Genomic DNA, 23,273 nt, shown 5'->3' with positions numbered 1-23,273 from the left:
GATTATCCTTTTCTCTTTGTTTTGGTATAACCCCATTCTATCAAAAGGGACAATACCTTGTCCACATAAGAGCCTTGTACTATGATATCTCCATCTTTGACACTTCCTCCGACACCGCATGCCGTTTTGAGGCGCTTACCTAAGGCTTCAAGATCAGACTGTTGTCCCTCAAAGCCGGTTACAAGCGTTACGATCTTACCCTTTCTTGCCTTTGTATCAAGCTGCACTATCAATCTCTGATCGGATGTCGGTAGTGTCTCGATCGAAATAATATTTCCGAGTTGTATTTTCTGAAGTAATTCGGTGTTGGTAGAGAAGACCAACCCATCACTTTCGCTTCCTTTTGAGCTTTTATTGTTTCTTCCCATCATCAGTTTGATCAGGTGTCACTTTTGCACCTTGATGTTCTTACTGTCCCTTTGAGGGGTAAGCAGTTTTCGGTATGTCTCTTTGTTGGAGAGAATTTCCAGAGCTTTCTCAAATGTTGGATCACTTTCCAGACCTACAGTGTATTGTCCGGACATACCAAAATAGTGAGAAGCTAATGAGCTCCTCAATTGGCTGATGATCATATCCTTGTGTTGTGCAAGATCTTTACGGAGTGAGGGAGATAGGGCTTTTTCAAGCTCTTTGAATGCCTCTTTGCTTTGTTCTTTGTATCCTTCAAATTCTGCAAGTTCCCTGAGACGATTGAGGGCATTGAGACTTAGTTTACCATACTCAAACTTTTGTTCCTCGAGATAAGTCAGAAAGTCTTCAAAGTCTTTGTCTGTCACACCGATATCTTGGACTGATTGGGGAGCTGCCGTTCCCTTTCTATTGACAAATAGTTTGTTTGCAAATTCAAAGATGTAGCCTCCTCTGATCATATTGAATACAGACACCGGTAATATCTCATCCTGTATTTCCAAGTCCGGACGTATCCCACCTCCATCTTTGACTATCCTGCCGTTCTTTGTTTTGAACTGATTGGCAAGGCTGTCGGGAACCGATGCTACCGAGCCATCAGGGTTGCGGTGAGAGTAGTCGAGTTGCTGGATACATCTGCCGCTTGGGATGTAGTAGCGTGCTATTGTTACCTTCAATATCCCCTTATTGGGGAGTGGACGAGTGGACTGAACCAAACCTTTTCCGAAACTTTTGCTACCAAGTACTACACCTCTATCGAGGTCTTGCATTGCACCTGAAACAATTTCGGAAGCTGAGGCTGAGCCGCCATTGATGAGTACCACCACCGGGATATTGGTGTCTATAGGCTTATCTGTCGTATAGTACTTCTGAGATGTTTCGGGCAACTTCCCTTCTGTATAGAGAACAAGGGTCTTTTCCGGCAAAAACATGCCAAGGATCTTGATGGCATCATCCATCACTCCGCCACCATTACCTCTGAGGTCCAGTATGAGTGATTTCAGCTTGCGTGTACTGTTGAGTTCATTATAAGCTTTGCGCACATCCTCCGCACTTTTGTTGGTAAACGAACTGAGTCGGATATATCCGATATTGTCACGATAGATTCCCCTGTGTACGACCTGATCCACCACTACATTATCTCTTGTCAGGGTGAATTCTCGCTCTTTTGTTTCACCCAACCTCAGTATTTTTACTTTTACTTTGGTGCCTACTTGACCTTTTAGTAGCCCGCTCACCTTTGTAGCAGTGGCAGGAACAACAGGGACTCCTTCGATGACAACAAACTTGTCTCCCATTTTGAGGCCGCTCTTTTCCGCCGGAGTACCGGGCATGGGCATTTGAACGTACACGGCGGAGTCCTTCTCTTGGATATATGCGCCTATTCCTCCATACGCCCCTGTTGTCATGAAAATAAAGTCTTTACTTTCATTGTCGGTCATATACTCTGTGTAAGGGTCAAGTTGAGATAGCATTGTGTTGATACCTCTCGCAGATATCCCCTTTATGTCTACGGTGTCTACGTACAGGGTCTCTACTCCTGCCAGTACAGATCTGAATACTTGTATGGCTCTTCCAATCTCCAATTGGCTATCTGCTTTTTTTGACTTACCTGTATTTTGTCCATACGATGTCAGCGATGACGTCAGCACTGCTAACAGTAGTATAGAAAACCTGAAAACTCTTTGTAAGTGTATCATTGCGTAAATAGTGTTTGAATATCTGTGAATTTGCGCTCGATAGGAGGTGTATCTTTATTTGTCCTCCAATTGTCAGAAGTTGGGGCAGTGCCTATTCTGTTCATTATTCATCCCTCTCACATCCTGTCCCCACATCAGTTTGTTGCGGAGGGTATCATAGAATGTGTGGATGGGGTGGCGCACTATACGTACTTCCTTTTCCGATCTCCATACTTTTATTTTGGCTGATCCGGGCAGTGGTGTGCTATATCCATCAGAGGATAATAGGATTGCATCATTGCGGGTGGTTACACTCATTTCCAAGACTACATTATCCGGGATTACGATGGGGCGCATATTGAGAGTGTGTGGAGCTATAGGCGCCAAGAGTAGGGTGGGGCAATAAGGATGAATTATCGGGCCTCCTACACTAAGCGAATATGCCGTCGAACCTGTGGGGGTGGCAATAAGAAGCCCGTCTCCCTCAAAAGTGGCGACTCTCTCTCCATCCACAGAAGTGTGTACCCCGATCATACTTGCAGTATCTCTCTTGAGTATTGCAACTTCATTGAGCACAGGGGGAAGTCTTTTGATTACCCCATCTGCTTCTGTAGATATCTCGAGCATACTCCTCAACTCTGTCTCGTACCTGCCTTCTATGATGTCGTCCCACATCTGTTTCAACTCATTTGGGCAAGTCCCCGTGAGAAAACCGAGGCGTCCTGTATTGATGCCAAGTATTGTTGCAGATGTCCCGGCAATTAGTTTTGCAGAACGGAGGAATGTCCCGTCTCCGCCGAGACTGATGAGGAGATCTGTCTGAGGCTCTTTTCTCACTGCCGACGAGAGTTCGGCCGGAAGTTTGATACCTGTGCGGCGAAGATAATCGAAGAATCCACTGTCTATCCTGAGTCTGTGCCCTCTGCTTCCCTCAATTATTGTGCTCATCAACTCACTTAAAACCTCTTGTGAGCACTTTTGATGTATAGATCCTATTACGGAAACGATCATGCTTATATTGTTGTCGATTTACAATACCAAAAAAGTATTACCTGAAAAGATATCTTGCGACTTCGTCAGAAGTAGCTTATCAGAGTAAAGGTACATATTATTTTTATGATAGGTAGTGGATGTAGGTTGGATTATTCTTAGTTCGCGAGTATTGTACTCTGTTTTGTTGTTAATCTTATTTGGCTCTTATTGTGTGTGATTTTTGCGTTAACGTATTTAAAATCAGTTACAAAATGTCTATGAAACACTTTTACTCGTGTTTTGGGACTCACCTATCCTCAGATTCCCGTCTCATCAATGATCTCATAGGGCCTGAAAAAAGTTGTCTAACTTGATGCATTAGGTTAGACAACTTCATTCATCAAGTTAGACACATGAATTTTGACCCTTCTATACCTTTTTCTTTGGTTACAGATAATATGCTAAATTTGTGGATAAATATTTAGTTGTTGATGAGTATATTAGCTGCAATATTACTTTTCTGCTTTGTGTGGGTTCTTATTTCCCTTGTCTTTTACAGAAAGAGGGAAGATACTGTGTCTGTATCATCGGATCATTTGTCTCACACTCCATCTACGGAAAATCCTTTTTTCCCTCCTAAGGCCGATGAGCAAGAGGACGTGAAATATACTGTTGTTGATATTCAGACGAATGGGCTTATTGAAGAATCCGGTATCTCTCCCGATCCTTTGCAGGTATCTTGGATGCATCTTTCAGAAGATTTTTCCGTGTTGGATCACAAGACTGTTTTGATCCGACAGGATAATCTTGGTCCTGCCGAGGCAAGGAGAGTGCACAAGATCGGTGCAGATCAACTTGCTAAATTTGGGCTTGGAGAGTCCGATGTTTGTAAGATGATGAGTGATGCCACCGGTGATGGTCAGACGCTGGTTTTTTACAATGCGGAGTTTGATGTTCAAGTGCTTTGCCGTATGATGAGAAAGCATTTGTCTGTTGAAGCATTCGAAGTATTTGCTCGCAAAAAGACCATATGTGTTATGCGCTTTGAGGAACATCTTTTAGGCCAAGAATATCGATATGTCAAATTGCCTTTTTTGGCAAGTAGTCTGACAGGAATCTCTCAGAAATCCCTTGAGGATCATCCTGTGACATCATGGAGAAATGTCTGCCTTACCCGTTTGTGTTTTAAGGTGCTTTGTGAACGCCACGATCTTCATTATCCACCTCCTGAATCATTGACAAAAACAGCTTGCTACTATCTCAAGTCGGCTTGTGAGTGATAGGTCTGCGTGTAGGGGAAGAGCATAGAAAATTTGTATCTTTGCGGCATTATTGCAAGCAGTTGGTGTGTATGAATGATTTCAGACAGTTTGAGAAGATCGTAGTCGTCACCGGAGGCGCCGGTTTTATTGGTAGTAACTTGTTGTTACGCCTTGTTCCAAGATATCCCGAGTATTTGTTCATCAATGTGGATGCGCTTACGTATGCCGGAAATCTCAAAAATCTTTCCTCTCTTGAGTCTGCCGATAATTATATTTTTCGGAATATAGATATTACGGATGCGACAGGACTCGAGGCTTTGTTTTCAGAGTTTGGAGTCACTCATGTGTTACATCTTGCAGCTGAGAGTCATGTCGATAGGAGTATAAAGGATCCTCTGTTGTTCGTTCGTACCAACGTATTGGGGACTGTAAACTTGCTGAATACGGCTTTGGCAAAGTGGGAAGGAAATTTTTCTGACAGACTCTTTTATCACATCTCGACAGACGAAGTTTATGGAAGCCTTTCAGCTACAGACTCTCCCTTTACTGAGAATACTCCTTATGATCCGCATTCGCCATACTCGGCAAGTAAGGCCGGTTCTGACCATTTTGTCCGGGCTTATCATGATACATATGGGCTTCCTACGATAATCAGCAATTGCAGTAATAACTATGGCCCGTATCAGTTTCCTGAAAAGCTAATTCCCCTCTGCATCCTCAATATCCTTCAAGGTCGGGATATACCCATCTATGGAGATGGATGTCAGGTGAGAGATTGGTTGTATGTCGATGATCATGTGGATGCGATCGATGCTATTCTCCACAAGGGCAAAGTCGGGGAGACGTATAATATCGGTGGAAACAATGAGATGAGAAATATTGATATGATCAAGATGATAATCTCTCTCATGGACAAGGAGATGGGTAACTCGGACGGGCATTCCCTCAATCTGATGACATTTGTTAGAGATAGGTTGGGGCATGATGTGAGATATGCCATAGATGCTTCAAGACTCAGGAATGAAATCGGATTCGTCCCAAGGTATCTTCCTGAAGAGGGACTTCAACACACTGTGGAATGGTACTTGCAACATCAAGATTGGTTGAAAGAGATTATCTCAGGCGAATATAAAGACTATTATCGCAAAATGTACGATCTCTGACTCCCCACAATTAGGGAGTCTTCTCTCAGTTATTTAATCTGTTATACAGCATTCTTTGTCTCTGTTTATACAGATATTTACAATGTATATTGCGAATAATTATTACCTTTGGCGAAATTAGAGAATTATACCTATAATTGACTATATGGTGAAGCTCCTCGTGACATCCTTGCATTAGGAGCATAGATATATTTTTTAATTCAATATTATGAACAAAATCGTAAGTAAGGAGTACCTTTCCGAACGTGTTGTCAAGTTTGAGGTTGAAGCTCCTCGCATCGCTAAGTCTCGTAGAGCCGGCCACTTTGTCATCATCCGTGTGGGCGAGAGAGGCGAACGTATCCCCCTAACTATTGCTGACTCTGACGTGCAGAAAGGCACCATCACAATGGTTGTCCAAAATGTTGGGCGTAGCTCAGCAAAATTGTGCGAACTCAACGAGGGTGAATACATTCATGATGTTGTGGGTCCCCTCGGTCAGGCGACACACGTTGAAAAGTTTGGGACGGTTGTCTGTGCCGGAGGTGGTGTCGGAGTAGCTCCTTTGTATCCAATCGTCCAGGCTATGCATAAGGCCGGTAACCGTGTGATTGTAGTGCTGGCTGCTCGTACCAAAGATCTTGTGATCATGGAAAAGGAGATGCGAGAGCACTGTGATGAGGTTGTCGTCATGACAGATGATGGTAGCTACGGTAAAAGGGGATTGGTTACCGATGGTATAGAAGAAATCATCAATCGAGAGAAGGTTGACCTATGTGTGACGATAGGTCCTGCTATCATGATGAAATTTGTTTCTGCATTGACTAAAAAGTATGAAGTGCCTACAATGGCTTCCCTAAATACTATCATGGTGGATGGGACCGGTATGTGCGGAGCTTGTCGTGTTACTGTTGATGGACAGACAAAGTTTGTCTGTGTCGATGGGCCTGAGTTCGACGCTCATAAGGTTGATTTTGATGAGATGCTCATGAGAATGAGTGCTTATAGAGATGCCGAAACACGCAAATAAGTCTGGAGAAGTTTTTCACAACACTAAAACATCTATACAAAAATGGTAGACCAACTGATTACGGAAAGACGTAAAGAAGAGTGGCGAGAATCTCTCCGTAAGAGTGTGAAGACAAAGGATCGAATGGATGCCGTACGTGTGCAAATGCCTGCACTTGACGGCAACTATCGAAACAAAAATAATGAAGAAGTAAATCAAGGCTTATCTCCGGAAGCAGCTCAAGCAGAGGCTCTAAGATGTCTTGACTGTGCCAATCCTACTTGTATGGAGGGTTGCCCTGTAAGTATACACATCCCTACTTTCGTCAAGAACATCGAACGCGGCGAATTTTTGGAAGCTGCGAGGGTCATTAGAGAGACAAGCTCTCTACCTGGCGTTTGTGGTCGTGTGTGCCCACAGGAAAAACAGTGCGAAAAGAATTGTATCTATACTCTAAAGCTCGGTAAACCAGCGGTTGCTATCGGATATTTGGAGCGTTTTGCTGCGGATTATGAGCGCGAAGCTACTCTTTCCGGGACTGTTGATATTCCTGAGCCTACGATTGTGCCAAATGGAATTAAGGTTGCTGTCATCGGTAGCGGGCCTGCCGGTCTCTCATTTGCCGGTGATATGGCAAAGTATGGTTACGATGTAACTGTATTTGAGGCTCTACATGATGTTGGGGGAGTGCTAAGGTATGGTATCCCTGAGTTCCGACTCCCTAATAACATTGTCGATTTTGAAATAGACAAGTTGCGTAAACTTGGAGTTAAGTTTGAGACCAATTGTATCGTGGGTAAAACGATCTCTTATGAAGATCTCCATGAAGAGGGTTTCAAGGGGATATTTGCAGGTAGCGGTGCAGGTCTGCCAAAGTTTATGAATATCCCCGGTGAGAACCTTGTTGGTGTCATGTCAAGTAATGAGTACCTTACTCGTGTCAATCTTATGGGTGCATTCGAGAGGGATAGTGAGACCCCTGTTTCTCGTGGTCGCCACGTTGCCGTCATTGGTGGTGGTAATACTGCAATGGACTCGGTGCGTACTGCAAAGAGACTCGGTGCTGAACGTGCTATGATTGTTTACCGTCGTAGTGAGGAGGAAATGCCTGCTCGTCTTGAAGAAGTTCATCATGCGAAGGAAGAGGACATAGACTTCCTTACTCTTCACAATCCGATCGAGTATCTCAATGATGGTACGGGTAAGGTCTGCGCGATGAGATTGCAACGTATGCGTCTCGGCGAGCCGGATGCATCAGGTCGTCGCAGTCCGGAGCCTATTGAAGGTGATATCATAGAGATCCCTGTAGATGAGGTGATTGTAAGTGTGGGAGTATCTCCTAATCCTCTCATCCCTCGTACATTCAAGGGACTTGATGTTACAAGGCATGGTACTATCGTCGTCGGAGAGAATAAGCAGTCTGATCTAAAAGATGTCTTTGCCGGAGGAGATATTGTCCGTGGAGGAGCAACGGTTATCTTAGCTATGGGAGATGGTCGTGATGCCGCAGCGGGAATGCATGCATATCTATCCGAACAGTGATAAAATAATGAAAAAGCCCCGCTCTTTTAGGAGTGGGGCTTTTCTGTATAGAGAAGAGAGATTTATGGATACAGTGAAGAATGATAGAAGCACGACGATCGGCTATATTTCGGCTATCGTTTCAGCATGCACGTTCGGATTTATTCCTCTGTTCGTACTACCTCTCTTTCATGATGGGTATTCTGCTACCGATGTATTGGTTTATCGTACACTCTTTTGTAGTATCGGTTTGGCTGTTTACATGCTTTTTGCGAAGATCCCATTTACCATCTCATGGAAGGATGTCCCTTTCTTTGTTCTTGGAGGAATATTTTATTTCTGCTCAGCATGGTTTCTACTCATCGGCTATACGTATATATCGAGTGGATTGGCGACGACCATACACTTTTCCTACCCGTTTTTTGTCGCTCTTATTCTCCTTGTTCTCTTTGGGAAAAGACCTTCCTTCAAGTCTATGCTTGCTATCCTTCTTGCAGTGGGAGGAGTCGCGAGCATTTCGATGTTTTCGGGGACAGAGCTTGATCCCTCTACTTCATTTGCAGGCATTGCGATGATACTATTTTCAGGATTCACTTATGCTGCATATATTGTTGAGTTGAAGCATACAAGACTCTCCCGATTTCCCGGATTTCGAACCACATTGTACGTGATGTTTGTAGCATGTGTCATGTTTTGTGTAGTTTCTCTTTTCAATCAAGGTTACATTCAACCTCTGCGTGCTGTAAGCAATTACACTAATGCTATCCTCCTCGCGCTTGTTCCCACTATTGTGTCCAATCTCACACTTATTGTTGCGGTCAAACATATCGGTTCGTCCAAGGCCTCAGTATTGGGGGCATTGGAGCCTCTTACAGCTCTCGTCATCGGAGTGATGATCTTTGGTGAAAGCCTCAGTATTGGTGGGATGGCAGGTGTAGTTTTAATATTACTTTCGGTCTACCTTGTTATCAGAGACAAGCAATAAATACCGATCATTACTTTCGCAAGAATGTACACTTCAATTTCATAACATCCTTAATGGCAAGAAATAAAAAATCTCCTATCACAGTAGAAAATCTAGAAATCAAGACAATTGCAGCAGAGGGAAAATGTGTTTCTTACCTTCCGGACGAGCGAGTTGTCTTTGTCCCGTTTGTAGCTCCGGGAGATAAGGTGAACATCCAACTGACGAAGCGGCGCAAAGCCTATGCTGAAGGCAGACTCTTGAGTATAGTTGAGCCTTCGCCACATCGTATTCCTGCCCCATGTCCTCATTTCACGGTCTGTGGTGGTTGTAAATGGCAACATATTCCTTATCAGATGCAGTTGTCTGCCAAAGAGCAGCAGGTCAATGACCAGTTGCAGCGGATAGGTAAAATAGAGATCAAGGATGCACGACCTATAGTTGGTTCAGAGAAGATTTATCAATACCGCAATAAACTCGAGTATACCTTCTCTAATCGCAGATGGCTTACAAATGAAGAGATCGGCACGATTGACGATATACATCAGAGAGAAGGGCTGGGATTTCATATCCCGGGCATGTTTGACAAAGTCCTTGATATCAAGACTTGTCTACTCCAAGATAATATCTCTGACAGGATTCGTCTTTTTGTCAAAGATTTTTGTCATAGTCATGACGGGTATCCATTTTTTGATCTTCGTGAGCAGACTGGCTTTATGAGGACCCTGATGATCCGAAATACTACCATCGGAGGGCTTATGGTTGTGGTGGTCTTTGCACATGAGGATGAAGCTAAGAGGGAGGCTCTTCTTTCTGCTCTCAAAAAACAGTTTCCTGAGATTACATCGCTCATGTATGTCATTAACGAAAAACGGAATGACACCTTTGGTGATCTTGATGTGCACCTATATAGTGGTGAAGATCACATATGGGAAGAGATGGAAGGGTTGAGGTTCAAGATAGGTCCCAAGTCCTTTTATCAGACCAATAGCGAACAAGCTTATCGTCTGTACTCTCTCACTCGCCAACTTGCAGATTTGACCGGAGAAGAACTTGTGTATGACCTTTATACCGGTACCGGTACGATTGCTAGCTTTGTATCTCGCAAAGCCCGCCAGGTCATAGGTATTGAATATGTTCCTGAGGCTATTGAGGATGCTCGAATCAATGCTGAAGTGAATGGCATAGCTAACACTTTATTTTATGCCGGAGATATGAAGGATATATTGACGGACGATTTTGTCAATCAGCATGGACGTCCGGATGTCATCATCACAGACCCTCCACGTGCAGGGATGCATGACGATGTTGTAGACGTCATCCTCCGTGCGGCTCCCAGGCGGATCGTCTATGTGAGTTGTAATCCTGCAAGTCAGGCTCGTGATGTAGCAAAGATGTTACATGCGTATGATGTTGAAGTTTCTCAACCGGTGGATATGTTCCCTCACACTCATCATGTAGAGAACATCTTGTTGATGACTCATAAAGAGAGATAAATTGATATTTAACACATAACAAACATGGGACAACCCTCGTACTTTCGGGGTTGTCCCATATTTGATTTTGAGAAGAGGAGATACTTCCGACATATGGGGAGATCACCAGAATACTGAGTACTTTTGGGTAAAAGGTCAGCTCCCCTCAAAATCTATATGTCTATTTCGATGAGTCAATGCGTTTACCTTATTTTATCGACCTGGAGAACTTTTCTTTCGATACATTCAGGGGGAATAAGAATAGGATACATAGGGCAACCCTATGTATCCTATCTTATGACTTAGTGAAATGCTGTTTACTCAACTATAGTAACCCAGCCATGCTTGTCTTCAGCGTCTCCGTACTGGATTGCACGAAGAGCATTGTACAACTTGGTACATATAGGACCGGCCTCACCATTTTTTGAGAAGACATAGCTGTGGTTGTCATCCAAGTCATCAACACGTAGGATAGGACTGATAACGGCTGCTGTACCACAAGCTCCAGCTTCATCAAATTCAGCAAGTTCTTCCACAGGGATCGGACGGCGTTCAACCTCCATACCAAGATCTTCAGCTACCTGCATAAGGCTTTTGTTGGTGATAGAAGGAAGGATAGACTCAGACTTTGGTGTAATGTATGTGTTACCCTTGATACCGAAGAAGTTTGCAGGACCGCACTCATCGATATACTTCTTTTCTTTTGCATCGAGGAAGAGGACTGCAGAGTAACCTTTTTCGTGTGCAATATGTCCGGCCTTGATACCTGCAGCATAGTTACCACCGACTTTGATAGTTCCCGTACCAAGAGGTGCTGCACGGTCATATCCGCGTAGGATAGCCATAGGGGTAGGCTTGAATCCATCTTTAAAGTAAGGGCCTACCGGAGTAACGAAGATGATGAACAGGTATTCTGTCGCAGGGCGTACACCTACTTGAGGACCTGTACCAATCACAAGAGGTCTGATGTAAAGTGATGCTCCCGATTCGTAAGGTGGGAGGTACTCGATGTTGAGTTTGATCACCTTATTCACCATTTCTTTGAATAGCTCGACAGGTATTTCCGGCATCATGATGCCTTCGCAAGAGCGATTCATGCGGAGAGCATTTTCTTCCACTCTGAATAGGCGAGCTTTGCCGTCTTTCCCCTTGAAGACTTTGAGGCCCTCAAATGCTTCTTGTCCGTAGTGTAGGCAAGTCGCAGCCATGTGCATACTGATGTTGGTGTCTTGAGTTTGCTCTACTTCACCCCACTTACCATCACGGTAGTAACATCTTACATTCCAAGCTGTTGGATAGTAACCAAAGCTTAATTTTGACCATTCAATTTCTTGCATAGGTTCGTTCATTTAAGTAGTTAGTTATTTAGGTGTTTTATACCTTTTTCTTTACCGATTTTTGTTTCTTTTCAAGTTGAGCCTTGAGAGCCTCGATCTCTTCACCTTGATTCTTGATCGTGAGTAGAAGAGCATTCAACTCTTCATTTTCTATAGAACTCGGATACTGAGCTTCGACCCTTAGGTGAAAGTCACTTAGGATATTCATATAATTGTTGAATGCATCATAAGGCCCATCGTATGGACTGAAAAGTCGAACATCCTTATTTGTCGTAGTCATATATAGAAAATGATCACTGCTTTGCAAATATAGCCAATCTTGTAATAATCTTCTATCTTGGCAGAGACGAGTTCGTTCTCCCCATTGGATAAGTTTTGTAAAAGCCTCTGATTGCAAACTGTTTCCCAGCCATGTGCTGGTATTTTTTTCTTCTTCTGACCATGAGATAGCCAAGGGGATCGAGATCGTACTCACAGGCTTGTACCTTGCGATAACTTCCGAGGGGGTTGCAAACTTTAACCCTTTCTCAAAGAAGTAAATTGGAAGCGCTTTGAAGAAGTCAAAAATACCTGAACTTGTCGGCTGAGCTTGCCCGAAGACCTCGTAAGCCATATCTATGTAGATGACTTCTTCATCCTTTGGTAGAGCAGAGATCCAGTCAGCAAACTTATCGGCTGTCAGAGGATATTCGCTCCAATCATATCGACTAAAGTTTTTTAGGATGTCATCACTAAATCTACGATTGCGGAGGAGTAGGGGCATGCCTTTGCTTGTGGCGGATTGATAGATATAGTTAGGACTTTTCCAACCGAGAACATGCTTGGCGCCTTCGGTGATCATCCCCTTGAATCCCATCTCTTCAATCTCCTCCGCTATCTCATCTGAGTAGAGCAACTCTGTGTTTCGGAATACTGCCGGTTTCTGCCCAAACATCATTTGAATCTTCCGTGAGTGCATCTGTATCTGAGATCTGAATTCTGCAACATCGCCGAGTGATGATAGGCTATGAGCATATGGTTCTGCAAGAAATTCAACACATCCGGTATTGCTTAACTCAACAAAACTATCAATGAGTTCCGGAGCGTACATCTCTATCTGACTTATCGCTGTACCTGACAGAGCAAAAGAGACTTTTACTCCCCCATTACTTTTTTTGATCATATCAAGCAGCATCTGGTTGGCAGGCAGATAAGACTCCCTGGCTATACGCTTGAATATCTCTTCGTTTTGAAAATCATCAAAGTAGTAATGGTCGTTACCAATGTCAAAAAAACGGTAGCGTTTTAGTCTGAACGGTTGGTGAACCTGAAAGTTAAAACATATGTTTTTCATAAACTTATCGTTTTTGTCTTTTTAGTATGCGCTTGACATGCCTGTTATTTTATCATAGATGCGGCGCACTTTTAATCCTGCATCTTCCCATTTGATACTATTGACCTCTTTCAGACCTTCTTCTTTTAGGAACTGATTAAATGCGGGATAGGTCACTAGCCCATAGATGGCGTCTGCCATCGCGTCTGTGTCCCAGTAGTCTACTTTGACCGCATAGTTTATAATCTCGGCACAACCGGACTGTTTGGATATGATAGAAGGGACACCACACTGCATGGCTTCAAGCGGGGATATTCCAAACGGCTCAGATACAGAAGGCATCACATAAACATCACTTGCTTTGAATACTTCGTAGACTTGATTTCCCTTCATAAACCCCGTAAAATGAAACCGATCTGAGATGTTTCTCTTTGCCGCAAGTTGTATCATTTGGTCTGTCATATCTCCACTTCCAGCCATGATAAATCTCACGTTCTTTGTCTTCTGCAATACTTTCGAAGCTGCTTCGACAAAGTACTCACATCCCTTTTGCATCGTTATACGGCCAAGGAAAGTGACGACTTTTTCCTTTACACCTCTTTTGTCCGGTATTGAAAGTATTGACGGACTTAGAGGTGTTACAGCATTGTGTACTGTTGTTACTTTTTCGGGACTTTGGTGATATTTCTCTATTACGGTAGATCTCGTGAGGTCGCTGACTGTTATGATGTGATCTGCATGATCCATACCATCTTTTTCGATGTTATAGACGATAGGGTTGACATTTCCCCTGCTTCTGTCAAAGTCCGTCGCATGGACGTGTACGACGAGAGGTTTACCTGTTACAGACTTTGCATGGATCCCGGCAGGGTATGTAAGCCAGTCATGAGAGTGTATTACATCACATTGGATACTTCTTGCGATGACTCCTGCAACGATTGAGTAATTATTGATTTCTTGATGGAGATTGTCCGGATAACGCCCGGAAAATTCAATACAGCCAAGATCATCAGTCTGAATGTAGCTGAAGTCTGCGTATATGTGATTCCTCAAGTTGTAGTAAGTGTCGGGAGACAAGAGGTGACCAATGCGCTCTTGAATATAATCTCGAGTGGAATCTTTCCATACAACCGGAACTTGGGAGGCTCCGATGATATTTAAAAAGGATCTGTCCTCATCGCCCCAAGGTTTGGGTATCACGAAAGTCGTTTCTAAGTCCTCTTGTAGGCTCATCCCTTTGGTCAATCCATAGCTTGCTGTGCCTAATCCTCCAAGTATATGGGGTGGGAACTCCCAACCAAACATCAATGCCTTCATACTTTAGCGTCTTTCGCGATCTCTACTTATTTTAAAATCTTGTCTCACCATTATCTATCTCTGTATGTTCATAAGATCCTCTTCCATATAGTAGTCATTGAGGCGGTTTTGTATCCTTAGTATTGCTGACACACTTCCTGCATAAGATATGCCGCTTCTCCCTACAAAAGGAGGTGTGCCATCATACATCTCGCTGATGGTTCCTATGCCATGAAGAGTCAGCTCATCTTCAAAAGATATGAGTAACCTTTCTACGAATGAAATCCCGCTGTGTTTGAATAATTTGAGATAAGCACTCAAGTATGGATACATCAGCCACGGCCATACGGCTCCTTGTACAGAGGCATAGGCACGTTCTCTAAGAGTGCCATTGCAGTAGCCCTTATAATCCGGACTTTTAGGACTCAATGATCTTAGACCTTTTGGAGTGAGCAGCTCTTTTGTTGTTATATCCAATACTGCTCGTTGCATATCTCTTGATAAAGGCGAGTACTTCAACCCTGTTGCAAATATCATATTGGGTCTTACGTTCCAATCTTGAGAACGTCCCTCACAGACATAATCGAACAAGTAGTTGTGTTCGTTCACAAATACCCGCACAAATGACTCTGCGACTTTCTCTATCAAATGTGTGTAGGTATCGTCCGTGATGTCAAATAACTCCCTGCAGAAGCATAGGGCATTGTACCATAACGCATTGAACTCAACTATGTACCCCTGTCTATCAACAATTGAGTGTCCGTCAATTTTTGAATTCATCCACGTGATAGGACTCCGATCTTTTGATATGGTGTAGAGAAGGCCATTTTCCATCCTACGCATCATTGGATGACGACTATCCATCAAATACCGGATCATTTCTCGTACCCTCTCTCCAAATTTGGATCTCGTCTCATCTATACCTCTCCATTTCATATAGTCTTGTATCGATGTGATGACCCAAAGAAGGGTATCCGGAGCTTCTATACCTATGATATCTTTGTCGCCTTCGCCTGTTTTCATGAAGTGATGTATTGCAGGCCATGCTGTGTTAAATATCTTGTCAAACCGTTCTGGTTTTCCTATACCGAAAGTACATGCCGTGAGATTAATGAATTGATCTCTTGCTCTGATGCCAAACCACGGGTAACCTGCAAGTAGATAATGTTTATCATTGTTTTTTTGCAAGTAAAATTGATCTGCTGCATTGATGAGACAATTCGTGAAATTGTTGCGAGGAGTTCGCTGTTCTATATTTTTCTCAAATATATCATCCAGCTCTTTTGGAGATACCGGTGCATCACCAGCAGCAAAGATGATAGATTGCCCCTTTTTGATGTTGCATTCGAAATAGCCCGGGTTAGGTAGATCTTCAGTACAAGCATGACCTCTTTCCAATTCTCTCTCATAGAGGAATCCTTTGTACCATACAGGCATATGACTCCATGTGACCGGAGATGAAAATTGCATATACAGTTCGGGGTAGCCCTCATACAAATTCATCATAATCCCATTCTCAACCTCTTTGAAGTTCCAGTTGATGGCGTTGTTTTCGCTTGTCAACTCTTTGGTACTTCGGAATGCCAGGATTGGCCTGAATCTAAGTGTTGTGGGAGAATGCGCATCAAGCAAGGTATACCGTATAAGTACTCTGTTGCTATTTGCTGCAAATATGAGCTCTTTTGATAGTATCACGCCTCCCACACGATAGAGTATCTTGGGTATCGTGTCGATATCAAACTCTCTTATGTATTTGTGACCATTGGGTGCCACGGTACCGTCCTGATACTTATGTACTGCAAGATTGAACTCCGCCCCATGCTGTATGACGGTCTCATCAAATGATGAGAGCAGTACACTGCTATGTTCATCTGCAAAGCTGTTTGGGACCACCAATAGACCATGATACTTACGAGTGTTGCAGTTCAATATTGTAGAGGCATGATAAGCGCCTCTACGATTTGTCCGAAGCATTTCTTTGCTGAGAGATACCTCGAGATTACTCATATTGTTTCGGTCAAATTTTACGTATCCCATAGCTTTTGAACATACTATCAGTGTTGATACCTTTTGTTTTACTCAAATTTAGTCCTTTCTTTCGATATTCTAAAATAAAAAGAACTTCGTTTTTATGAAGATCTTCCTTGATATTTTACCTGTAACCGATTGCCATGAAGTTGCTGTTGACATTTAATGTGTATTTTTGAGATCTTTTGTTAATGTAATATCTTGAAAGTTAGTTTTATATGTGATTCCTTTTCGGGTGTCTTCCGAATGGAATATAAGATCCCTCTGTCTTGTTAGATTTAGTGATGTGGATGTAAAAAAGGACTCATAAATAATACAAGCTATGCCTGATTATACGAGTCCTTTTCGATTTATTGCGAGAATTTTTATCCTCTCAAAAAAAATCATTTTTCAATGTTTTCCAATTGATCCCATAGCACTGCCGTGCCGGTGGAGTTTACGATGACGCCATTTTCTATGGTGAGCGTTTTCAGTCCTTTTGACATTCCTAACTCCTTGACCAATTTTTTACTTTGGTTTGTCCCTTTTATGCATATCTCCGGAGATACTCCATCGATACTTGCGTACTGCTTAGCCTCTTCTGTGTTTGCGTCTATACATACCGAGATGACTTTATCTGGAACACCTTTGTGGCTCAACCAAGAGTTAACCATGCGTGACTTAGGATCACGCTTAGACCATAGTACTACAAGGGTCACATTGTCTGTGCCGATATCTTGTAGGTCTATGTCGTCCACCTTGATACTTGGGAGCATTTCCCCGGGATTGTATCCGGTATTTATCTTTGTTTTTGCATCTGATGCTGATATAAACAAGGTAGCAAAGATTGCAAAAGCTAATGAGAGCAACCCAAGAACGAAAGTTTTCGATCTCATAAATAATAAGTTTCGTTTCACCTAACCCCACCAGATATCCCATCACAGAGACCAATATAATGGGGCTTCCGAGTTTCGGACGGGTATCATCCGCTGATGATACAGAGGAGCAAAGGTACGAAAAAATACATGAAGTCCCAAATGATCCTCTTTATCAAGGCTTTGTGCAAATTGTGATACTTGAGAACTGTCTGCCTCTATCTGTATATGCTTGAGAGTCTTCGTGGTCTTTTGCTTTCTTTGGGGGGGCTATGACAGTCCTTGGATCAAGAGTTGCGTTCCAAGCTGTATGACGTGATGCCAAGCTCTTCGTAGGATTGAAGCAAGGCTTCTTCATCATCTGAGATAAGCAAGACATGATCTCCCTCTTTCAATACGGTATTCCCTTTGGGGATTCTGTATCGGCCATCCCTTTGTATCATGAGCGCGAGGGTGTGATCCGGAAGGGGAAGATCCTTGAGCTTATTCCCTTTTTCGATCATTGAACGATTGACGATGATCTCACTTAGTGCGCTTTTTATTTCGTCAGGAAGGTCAAAACTTGCAAACTTCTTTTCTTTTCGACTCCTGTCTATCAGGTCTAATTTTGAGGCCATAAAGGTCACTGTTCCTCCTTGTACGATGAGAGATACGAGGGTGATGAAGAAGACGATGTGAAATATGAGCTGTGAATGTTCTACCCCTGCAAGCCAAGGGTATGTGGCAAATATAATCGGAGCAGCTCCACGGAGACCAACCCAGCTGATGTATGTCTTTGCTTTTAGAGTGAAGAATTTTGGGAACGGGATCAATGTCAAAAATACTGACAGAGGTCTCCCTATTAGGATCACAAATACAGCGATGAGGAGGGCCGGTATCGCAACACTCCATAGATCTTTGGCGTTGACAAGCAGACCAAGGGTGAGGAACATGATCAGTTGCCATAGCCATGCAAAGCCATCAAAGAAATTGGCTATCGTCTTTTTATTTGATATTTTAGCGTTACCGACCACAAGCCCTGCGATGTACACCGCGAGATATCCGTTGCCTCCCATTCGGCTTGTGGCAGCATAGATAAATGAGGCACAAGCTAGTAAGAGGATCGAATACAAGGATGTGGAAGGCAGGACAAATCGATTGAGCATCCATACCGCAACTTTTCCAAGTAGGACACCGAGCAGAGCTCCCAGTACAAGCTGTTTTGAGAGTAGCCAAAGGGCTGTCCATGTATTAAATTCGTTTGCCTGGATTACTTGTATAAGGAGGATTGTGAGGAGAAATGCCATAGGGTCATTACTACCACTTTCAAACTCCAAAGTTGGTTTCAATCTCTGTTTGAGTTGTACACTTTTTGATCGAAGAATAGAGAAAACCGAGGCCGAGTCTGTCGAAGACATAACAGCTCCGCAGAGCAATGCCTGCGGGTAGGAGAGGTTCACTCCTTCAAACAATTGAAACAGGTAAAATATGAATGTCCCTGTAAGGACTGCAGTTATCAATACACCTACAGATGCCAATGCCGCTCCGGGACCTATGACGGGCCGTATCTCTTTGAATTCGGTATCCATCCCCCCTGAAAATAGGATGACTGTGAGAGCCAACACCCCTATAAATTGAGCTATGTCGGGATCATTGAGTTCTATACCAAAACCTCCGGACCCCGCCAATATTCCAACTCCGAGGAAGAGTAGCAGCGTGGGCATCCCTAATTTGAAGCCTGCTTTACATAGGAAAAGACCAAAAATGACAAGTATTGATCCGTATAATAGTAAGAACTCTGCGGTTATCGGCATATAGGGTTAATGTATTGATTCGTTAGGTAGACAAATATAGCGATTTTTGTCTATTGAATAGATTTTGTGCCGGGATTAAATTGTGTTTTTTGAAAAATCGAGTTTGATATTTCATGGACACTGTTTATTGCCTGCTATCACCGAAAAATGATGCGTGTTGAGAGAGGTATAGAACCTTCCAAATTAATGTGTCTAACTTGATGAATCAATCAGTCTAACTTAACGCGTCAAGTTAGACAACTTTTTTGGCCTGTTGGGACTTCTACAAAATAATATCCCCCAATATCCAATGGAAAGCTAATTTCTCTCCTGTCGGATATTGGGGGGATTTTATGTTCCTTGAAGCGTTACTTCTTAGCTTCAGATATTAGATTTCTTTCGGCTGATATCGCCAAGATAACCTCCATGATGTCTCTTAGAGTATGACTCATAGTCAAAACCTATTGCTGTCATGACTCCCACTACAAGGAGGTCTCCTATAACGGTCATTACGGTCGTGCTTGTCGTCGGGGTGAGGCCAAGAGGACAGACCTCCTTTGGAGCTCCTGTGAAAAGTGCAACAGAGGCATTTTCTGCAAGTTTGCTTTCAGGGTTGCCCGTGATACATATGTAAGCTATGCCGGGAACAAGGTGTTGTGAGAGATCAATGAGTTCAAGGATTTCTCTGGTTTTTCCCGAATTGGATATCAGTATCATGATGTCATTGGGACACACGATGCCCAAGTCCCCATGCTGTGCTTCGCTCGGATGCAGAAAAAAGGCAGGAGTGCCTGTAGATGAAAATGTGGTAGCTATATTGGCTGCTATTTGACCGGCCTTGCCCATGCCTGATGTGACGACTTTTCCTCCTTTTTTATGTACTTGCTCAACAATAAGGTCGATAGCCTCTGTCACTTCCGGTCCTACAGGAATATTCTGTACAGCTTCAGCCTCTTTCATGAGAATATCACGTAGGACTGCTGTATCCAATCGTGGGTTATTATCCTTGTTCATCTATATTTTTATGTGTTCTATTTGGTGAAGAACGATGATAACTAAAGAAGTTAATTTAGTAAATTTGTGCCATTAACAAGCTACAAAATTACAGATTATCTTGAGTACGACACAATTTAAGCGAGGCTATTTTTCTCACACGCTGCCCAATGGGCTTAGGGTGGCTCTTTTTCCCACTAAAAGTAAGGTTATCTACTGTGGTGTGGCGATCAAGGTTGGGAGCCGTCAGGACCCGGATGGTCTGCATGGATTGGCTCACCTTGCCGAACATATGATTTTTAAAGGAACGACTTGTCGTAAATCCTGGCATATTTTGAATCGGATGGAGTCGGTCGGTGGAGAACTTAATGCGTTTACCTCAAAAGAGGAGACGTTCGTCTATACCATTTCGCCACGGAGCGAGGTGCGCCGTTCAATCGAACTATTGAGTGATATTGTTCTGAATGCTACTTTCCCTGAACACGAGTTGGTGAAAGAGAAGGATGTGATTGCAGATGAGATCAATCTGTATAAGGATACACCGGCAGAGCAAATATATGACGACTTCGATGCTGTCCTTTATCCCGGTCATCCACTTGGTAATCCTATTTTGGGTGATGAGAATAGCCTCGGGCGCATGACTCAGAGAACTCTCCTCATGCATACTCATAAGTATTTTAGGGCTGAAAATATGGTGTGCTTTTGTATGGGACAGATCTCTGAGGAGCGTTTTGTGAAGTTGTGTGAGGCGTATTTTTACGAAGCTCCATCCGGATACTCGGAAGTCGGAGGAGATATCATTCCCTCGCCCTTAACGGTCTCTCAGATAATTGCTCATGACAAACCCACTCATCAGACCCATACAATAATTGGAAATCTGGGTCCGACAATGTTTGATAAACACCGCGCTGAGTCTTCTCTCTTGATGAATTATCTTGGGGGCTCAAGCATGAATTCCCGTTTGAATTTAGCGCTGAGAGAAAAGCGTGGATGGGTTTACAACGTAGAAGGCAGTCTTACATCTCTTACAGATACCGGTTGGTGGCAGATTTATTTTGGTTGTGATCCTTCAAACGCTGAAAAGGCAAGAAAGGTTGTCTGCGCAGAGCTTGACATCCTGATAGAGGCAGGGCTGAAGGATACGGCGCTTCGAGCCTGGGTAAAGCAAGTCAAGGGACAGTTGGCTTTGACGACAGAGCAGCATGAGAGTAGATTCCTTAATTTTGGTAAGCAACTTTTGCATTTTGGCTTTTATCGTAGCATAGATGAAGTCTCTTTGTCTCTTGATGCGATCTCTACAACCTCTTTGTTGAATGCTGCCACAGAGCTTTTTTCCACCCGACATACCCTCATATATCGGGGTATACAAGATTAAATATTATCTTTGATAACACAAACTAACCTAAATAATATCGTATACAATATGATTTTTGATATCGCAATCATTGGTGGAGGTCCTGCAGGCTACAATGCAGCGGCTGCAGCTGCCGGAAAGGGATTGAAGACTGTCCTTTTTGAGAAGAATAAGGTCGGAGGAGTCTGCCTCAATGAGGGATGTATCCCGACAAAAGCTCTATTGCACTCTGCAAATCTCTATGATGAGATGCAGGAAAGTTCTAAATATGGAATCAAGGTAGAGGGAACTCTCGCTCCTGATTATAAGCGCATTGTTGCGAGGAAAACTAAAATAGTCAAGAAGCTCATAGCCGGAGTGGCAATGAAGCTTGAAGCTGCCGGAGTTACGACAGTCAATGCGGAAGCAAAACTTGCCGGAGAGGACGGCGAGTTGCTCCGCATTCAGGCCGGAGATGAGTTTTATACTGCAAAAAAAGTAATCATTGCAACCGGTAGTGAGACAGTCATTCCTCCGATAAAGGGCCTCGAATCCGTTGAGTATTGGACTAGTCGTGAAGCTCTAGATGCAAAGGAACTCCCGGAGGATATTGTTATTATTGGAGGTGGCGTCATCGGTATGGAGTTTGCAAGTATCTTTACTAGCATGGGAGTCAAGGTCACCGTGGTCGAAATGATGCCTGAAATCCTTGGTGCTATGGATAAAGAAACATCGGCTATGTTGCGCGATGAGTATGCCAAGAAAGGGATTAAGTTCTATTTGAATACAAAAGTTGTTGAGGTCTCCTCCGATGCAGTCACTATAGAAACTCCGGAAGGTGTGGTTGAAGAGATACCTGCATCTCGTGTGCTTTTGAGCGTGGGGCGTCGTCCGGTGAGTCAAAATCTTGGCCTTGATACGCTGTCTATAAAGATGGACCGCAATGCCGTTGTCGTCAATGAGTATATGCAGACTTCGGATAAGAGAGTTTATGCAGTAGGAGATATTACGGGCTTTTCGCTTCTCGCTCATACTGCGATAAGAGAGGGAGAGGTGGCTCTCAATCATATTCTTGGAGGAGCAGATGATTCTATGTCATATAGGGCAATTCCCGGTGTGGTCTACACTCATCCCGAGATTGCCGGAGTCGGGCGTACAGAAGAGGATTTACAGGCAAAGGGTGAGCCCTATAAAGTTATCAAGTTGCCGATGTCTTATTCTGGACGCTTCGTAGTCGAGAATGAAGGTGGTAATGGCCTTTGTAAGATAATTGTGGGTGAAGATGACACCATCATCGGATGCCATATGATCGGAAACCCTGCTTCTGAGTTGATCGTATTGGCCGGTATTGCTATTGCGGATAGATCCAAGGTAGAGGAATTTAGGAGACATGTTTTCCCTCATCCTACGGTTGCCGAGATTATGCATGAGGTTTTGTTTCACTGATCGAGATTTTACCTGATTGTCATCATAGAACATATGATAAAGAGATTACCAAGTCAAGCATTGGTGATCTCTTTTTTATTTTAGTATATCTGTTTTTTTAGTCATATAGATTATGTCTTAGTGTGGTGTCGTAAGATGTTCTTTTTCCTATAGCGGTTGATAGAACTTATTGCTGCATTGAGTCTTTGAAGAGAATGAAAAAGTCGTCTAACTTCATGCTGCAGGTTGCCACATCGATTTGTTAAGTTAGCCAAATTAAATTTGAGGCTACTATATTTTTCTCTGTACTGTCATTGAGGTGTTGATCCGGTATTCATATTTTAAGGTATTCAATTTCCTTTTGCTGGGATCTCGAGTCTTCATTTGCTTGGTTCGTGAAGTTAATTCGGAATTTTGTGGCTCGTTTTTTTATTTCCTATTGTGAGAATAAAAAATCTTTGTACCTTTGCAATCACTTTGCAAGAGCAAGG

At 43.2% G+C, this 23,273-nt stretch carries 18 protein-coding genes; 8 read left to right on the top strand and 10 right to left on the bottom strand.

Annotation, left to right across the window (positions count from 1 at the left end):
• Positions 1-2: 2 nt before the first annotated feature.
• The 3 genes from Q4A14_RS01595 to Q4A14_RS01585 all read right to left on the bottom strand — a co-directional run bounded on the left by Q4A14_RS01595 (position 3) and on the right by Q4A14_RS01585 (position 3,035).
• Positions 3-371, bottom strand: a complete 369-nt coding sequence (locus tag Q4A14_RS01595; RefSeq protein WP_303169453.1) for a translation initiation factor — start codon at positions 369-371, stop codon at positions 3-5.
• Positions 372-386: 15 nt separating this feature from the next.
• Positions 387-2,108, bottom strand: a complete 1,722-nt coding sequence (locus Q4A14_RS01590) for a S41 family peptidase (RefSeq protein WP_303169452.1) — start codon at positions 2,106-2,108, stop codon at positions 387-389.
• Positions 2,109-2,180: 72 nt separating this feature from the next.
• Positions 2,181-3,035, bottom strand: coding sequence for an NAD(+)/NADH kinase (locus tag Q4A14_RS01585; RefSeq protein ID WP_303169450.1), 855 nt, complete (start codon positions 3,033-3,035; stop codon positions 2,181-2,183).
• 515 nt (positions 3,036-3,550) lie between these two features.
• On the opposite strand from Q4A14_RS01585, the gene Q4A14_RS01580 reads away from it, so the two are divergent.
• From Q4A14_RS01580 to rlmD, 6 genes are all read left to right on the top strand, one after another.
• Positions 3,551-4,339, top strand: coding sequence for a 3'-5' exonuclease (locus Q4A14_RS01580; RefSeq protein WP_303169448.1), 789 nt, complete (start codon positions 3,551-3,553; stop codon positions 4,337-4,339).
• Positions 4,340-4,410: 71 nt separating this feature from the next.
• Entirely contained in the window at positions 4,411-5,484 is a 1,074-nt protein-coding gene (gene rfbB, locus Q4A14_RS01575; RefSeq protein WP_303169446.1) for a dTDP-glucose 4,6-dehydratase, read from the top strand.
• A 208-nt stretch (positions 5,485-5,692) separates the two neighbouring features.
• Positions 5,693-6,493 (top strand): sulfide/dihydroorotate dehydrogenase-like FAD/NAD-binding protein, encoded by an 801-nt coding sequence (locus tag Q4A14_RS01570; protein ID WP_303169444.1) that lies wholly within the window; start codon positions 5,693-5,695, stop codon positions 6,491-6,493.
• Between the two features lie 42 nt (positions 6,494-6,535).
• Positions 6,536-8,014: an NADPH-dependent glutamate synthase gene (gene gltA, locus Q4A14_RS01565; protein ID WP_303169443.1), complete on the top strand. Its 1,479-nt coding sequence runs from the start codon at positions 6,536-6,538 to the stop codon at positions 8,012-8,014.
• A gap of 7 nt (positions 8,015-8,021) precedes the next feature.
• On the top strand, positions 8,022-8,978 hold the full coding sequence (locus Q4A14_RS01560) for a DMT family transporter (protein ID WP_303169441.1): 957 nt from the start codon (positions 8,022-8,024) through the stop codon (positions 8,976-8,978).
• A gap of 53 nt (positions 8,979-9,031) precedes the next feature.
• Positions 9,032-10,453, top strand: coding sequence for a 23S rRNA (uracil(1939)-C(5))-methyltransferase RlmD (rlmD, locus tag Q4A14_RS01555; RefSeq protein ID WP_303169439.1), 1,422 nt, complete (start codon positions 9,032-9,034; stop codon positions 10,451-10,453).
• 296 nt (positions 10,454-10,749) lie between these two features.
• Here the strand turns inward: rlmD and Q4A14_RS01550 are convergent, their stop codons facing one another.
• The 7 genes from Q4A14_RS01550 to Q4A14_RS01520 form a co-directional block, all read right to left on the bottom strand.
• On the bottom strand, positions 10,750-11,769 hold the full coding sequence (locus Q4A14_RS01550; protein ID WP_303169436.1) for a branched-chain amino acid aminotransferase: 1,020 nt from the start codon (positions 11,767-11,769) through the stop codon (positions 10,750-10,752).
• Between the two features lie 37 nt (positions 11,770-11,806).
• Positions 11,807-13,102, bottom strand: a complete 1,296-nt coding sequence (locus Q4A14_RS01545; protein ID WP_303169434.1) for a glycoside hydrolase family 57 protein — start codon at positions 13,100-13,102, stop codon at positions 11,807-11,809.
• A 21-nt stretch (positions 13,103-13,123) separates the two neighbouring features.
• Positions 13,124-14,398 carry a glycosyltransferase gene (locus Q4A14_RS01540; RefSeq protein ID WP_303169432.1) on the bottom strand — a complete coding sequence of 425 codons (1,275 nt, stop codon included), beginning with the start codon at positions 14,396-14,398 and terminating at the stop codon, positions 13,124-13,126.
• Between the two features lie 54 nt (positions 14,399-14,452).
• Positions 14,453-16,414, bottom strand: coding sequence for a glycogen debranching enzyme N-terminal domain-containing protein (locus tag Q4A14_RS01535; protein ID WP_303169430.1), 1,962 nt, complete (start codon positions 16,412-16,414; stop codon positions 14,453-14,455).
• A gap of 374 nt (positions 16,415-16,788) precedes the next feature.
• On the bottom strand, positions 16,789-17,280 hold the full coding sequence (locus Q4A14_RS01530) for a hypothetical protein (RefSeq protein ID WP_303169429.1): 492 nt from the start codon (positions 17,278-17,280) through the stop codon (positions 16,789-16,791).
• Between the two features lie 266 nt (positions 17,281-17,546).
• Positions 17,547-19,052, bottom strand: a complete 1,506-nt coding sequence (locus Q4A14_RS01525) for a potassium/proton antiporter (protein ID WP_303169427.1) — start codon at positions 19,050-19,052, stop codon at positions 17,547-17,549.
• Positions 19,053-19,412: 360 nt separating this feature from the next.
• Positions 19,413-20,045: an SIS domain-containing protein gene (locus Q4A14_RS01520; protein ID WP_303169425.1), complete on the bottom strand. Its 633-nt coding sequence runs from the start codon at positions 20,043-20,045 to the stop codon at positions 19,413-19,415.
• A gap of 100 nt (positions 20,046-20,145) precedes the next feature.
• Here Q4A14_RS01520 and Q4A14_RS01515 point away from each other — a divergent pair, with 100 nt between their 5' ends.
• Positions 20,146-21,399, top strand: coding sequence for a pitrilysin family protein (locus tag Q4A14_RS01515; RefSeq protein ID WP_303169423.1), 1,254 nt, complete (start codon positions 20,146-20,148; stop codon positions 21,397-21,399).
• A 48-nt stretch (positions 21,400-21,447) separates the two neighbouring features.
• On the top strand, positions 21,448-22,803 hold the full coding sequence (gene lpdA / locus Q4A14_RS01510) for a dihydrolipoyl dehydrogenase (protein WP_303169421.1): 1,356 nt from the start codon (positions 21,448-21,450) through the stop codon (positions 22,801-22,803).
• Positions 22,804-23,273 lie beyond the last annotated feature (470 nt).

The organism is Porphyromonas sp. (assembly GCF_030529325.1).
Taxonomy (GTDB): Bacteria; Bacteroidota; Bacteroidia; order Bacteroidales; family Porphyromonadaceae; genus Porphyromonas_A.
Note: the sequence above shows the minus strand (reverse complement) of the source record. Positions and strands in the feature narration are given on the sequence as shown.

Bases quoted from the DNA above. Each gene is read 5' to 3' on its own strand.
- Q4A14_RS01570 (WP_303169444.1), top strand. From the start codon at position 5,693: ATGAACAAAATCGTAAGTAAGGAGTACCTTTCCGAACGTGTTGTCAAG.
- gltA (WP_303169443.1), top strand. From the start codon at position 6,536: ATGGTAGACCAACTGATTACGGAAAGACGTAAAGAAGAGTGGCGAGAA.
- Q4A14_RS01525 (WP_303169427.1), bottom strand. From the start codon at position 19,052: ATGCCGATAACCGCAGAGTTCTTACTATTATACGGATCAATACTTGTC.
- lpdA (WP_303169421.1), top strand. From the start codon at position 21,448: ATGATTTTTGATATCGCAATCATTGGTGGAGGTCCTGCAGGCTACAAT.
- Q4A14_RS01580 (WP_303169448.1), top strand. From the start codon at position 3,551: ATGAGTATATTAGCTGCAATATTACTTTTCTGCTTTGTGTGGGTTCTT.
- rfbB (WP_303169446.1), top strand. From the start codon at position 4,411: ATGAATGATTTCAGACAGTTTGAGAAGATCGTAGTCGTCACCGGAGGC.
- Q4A14_RS01530 (WP_303169429.1), bottom strand. From the start codon at position 17,280: ATGAGATCGAAAACTTTCGTTCTTGGGTTGCTCTCATTAGCTTTTGCA.
- Q4A14_RS01545 (WP_303169434.1), bottom strand. From the start codon at position 13,102: ATGAAAAACATATGTTTTAACTTTCAGGTTCACCAACCGTTCAGACTA.
- Q4A14_RS01550 (WP_303169436.1), bottom strand. From the start codon at position 11,769: ATGCAAGAAATTGAATGGTCAAAATTAAGCTTTGGTTACTATCCAACA.
- Q4A14_RS01590 (WP_303169452.1), bottom strand. From the start codon at position 2,108: ATGATACACTTACAAAGAGTTTTCAGGTTTTCTATACTACTGTTAGCA.
- Q4A14_RS01595 (WP_303169453.1), bottom strand. From the start codon at position 371: ATGATGGGAAGAAACAATAAAAGCTCAAAAGGAAGCGAAAGTGATGGG.
- Q4A14_RS01520 (WP_303169425.1), bottom strand. From the start codon at position 20,045: ATGAACAAGGATAATAACCCACGATTGGATACAGCAGTCCTACGTGAT.
- Q4A14_RS01535 (WP_303169430.1), bottom strand. From the start codon at position 16,414: ATGGGATACGTAAAATTTGACCGAAACAATATGAGTAATCTCGAGGTA.
- Q4A14_RS01585 (WP_303169450.1), bottom strand. From the start codon at position 3,035: ATGAGCACAATAATTGAGGGAAGCAGAGGGCACAGACTCAGGATAGAC.
- rlmD (WP_303169439.1), top strand. From the start codon at position 9,032: ATGGCAAGAAATAAAAAATCTCCTATCACAGTAGAAAATCTAGAAATC.
- Q4A14_RS01560 (WP_303169441.1), top strand. From the start codon at position 8,022: ATGAAAAAGCCCCGCTCTTTTAGGAGTGGGGCTTTTCTGTATAGAGAA.
- Q4A14_RS01540 (WP_303169432.1), bottom strand. From the start codon at position 14,398: ATGAAGGCATTGATGTTTGGTTGGGAGTTCCCACCCCATATACTTGGA.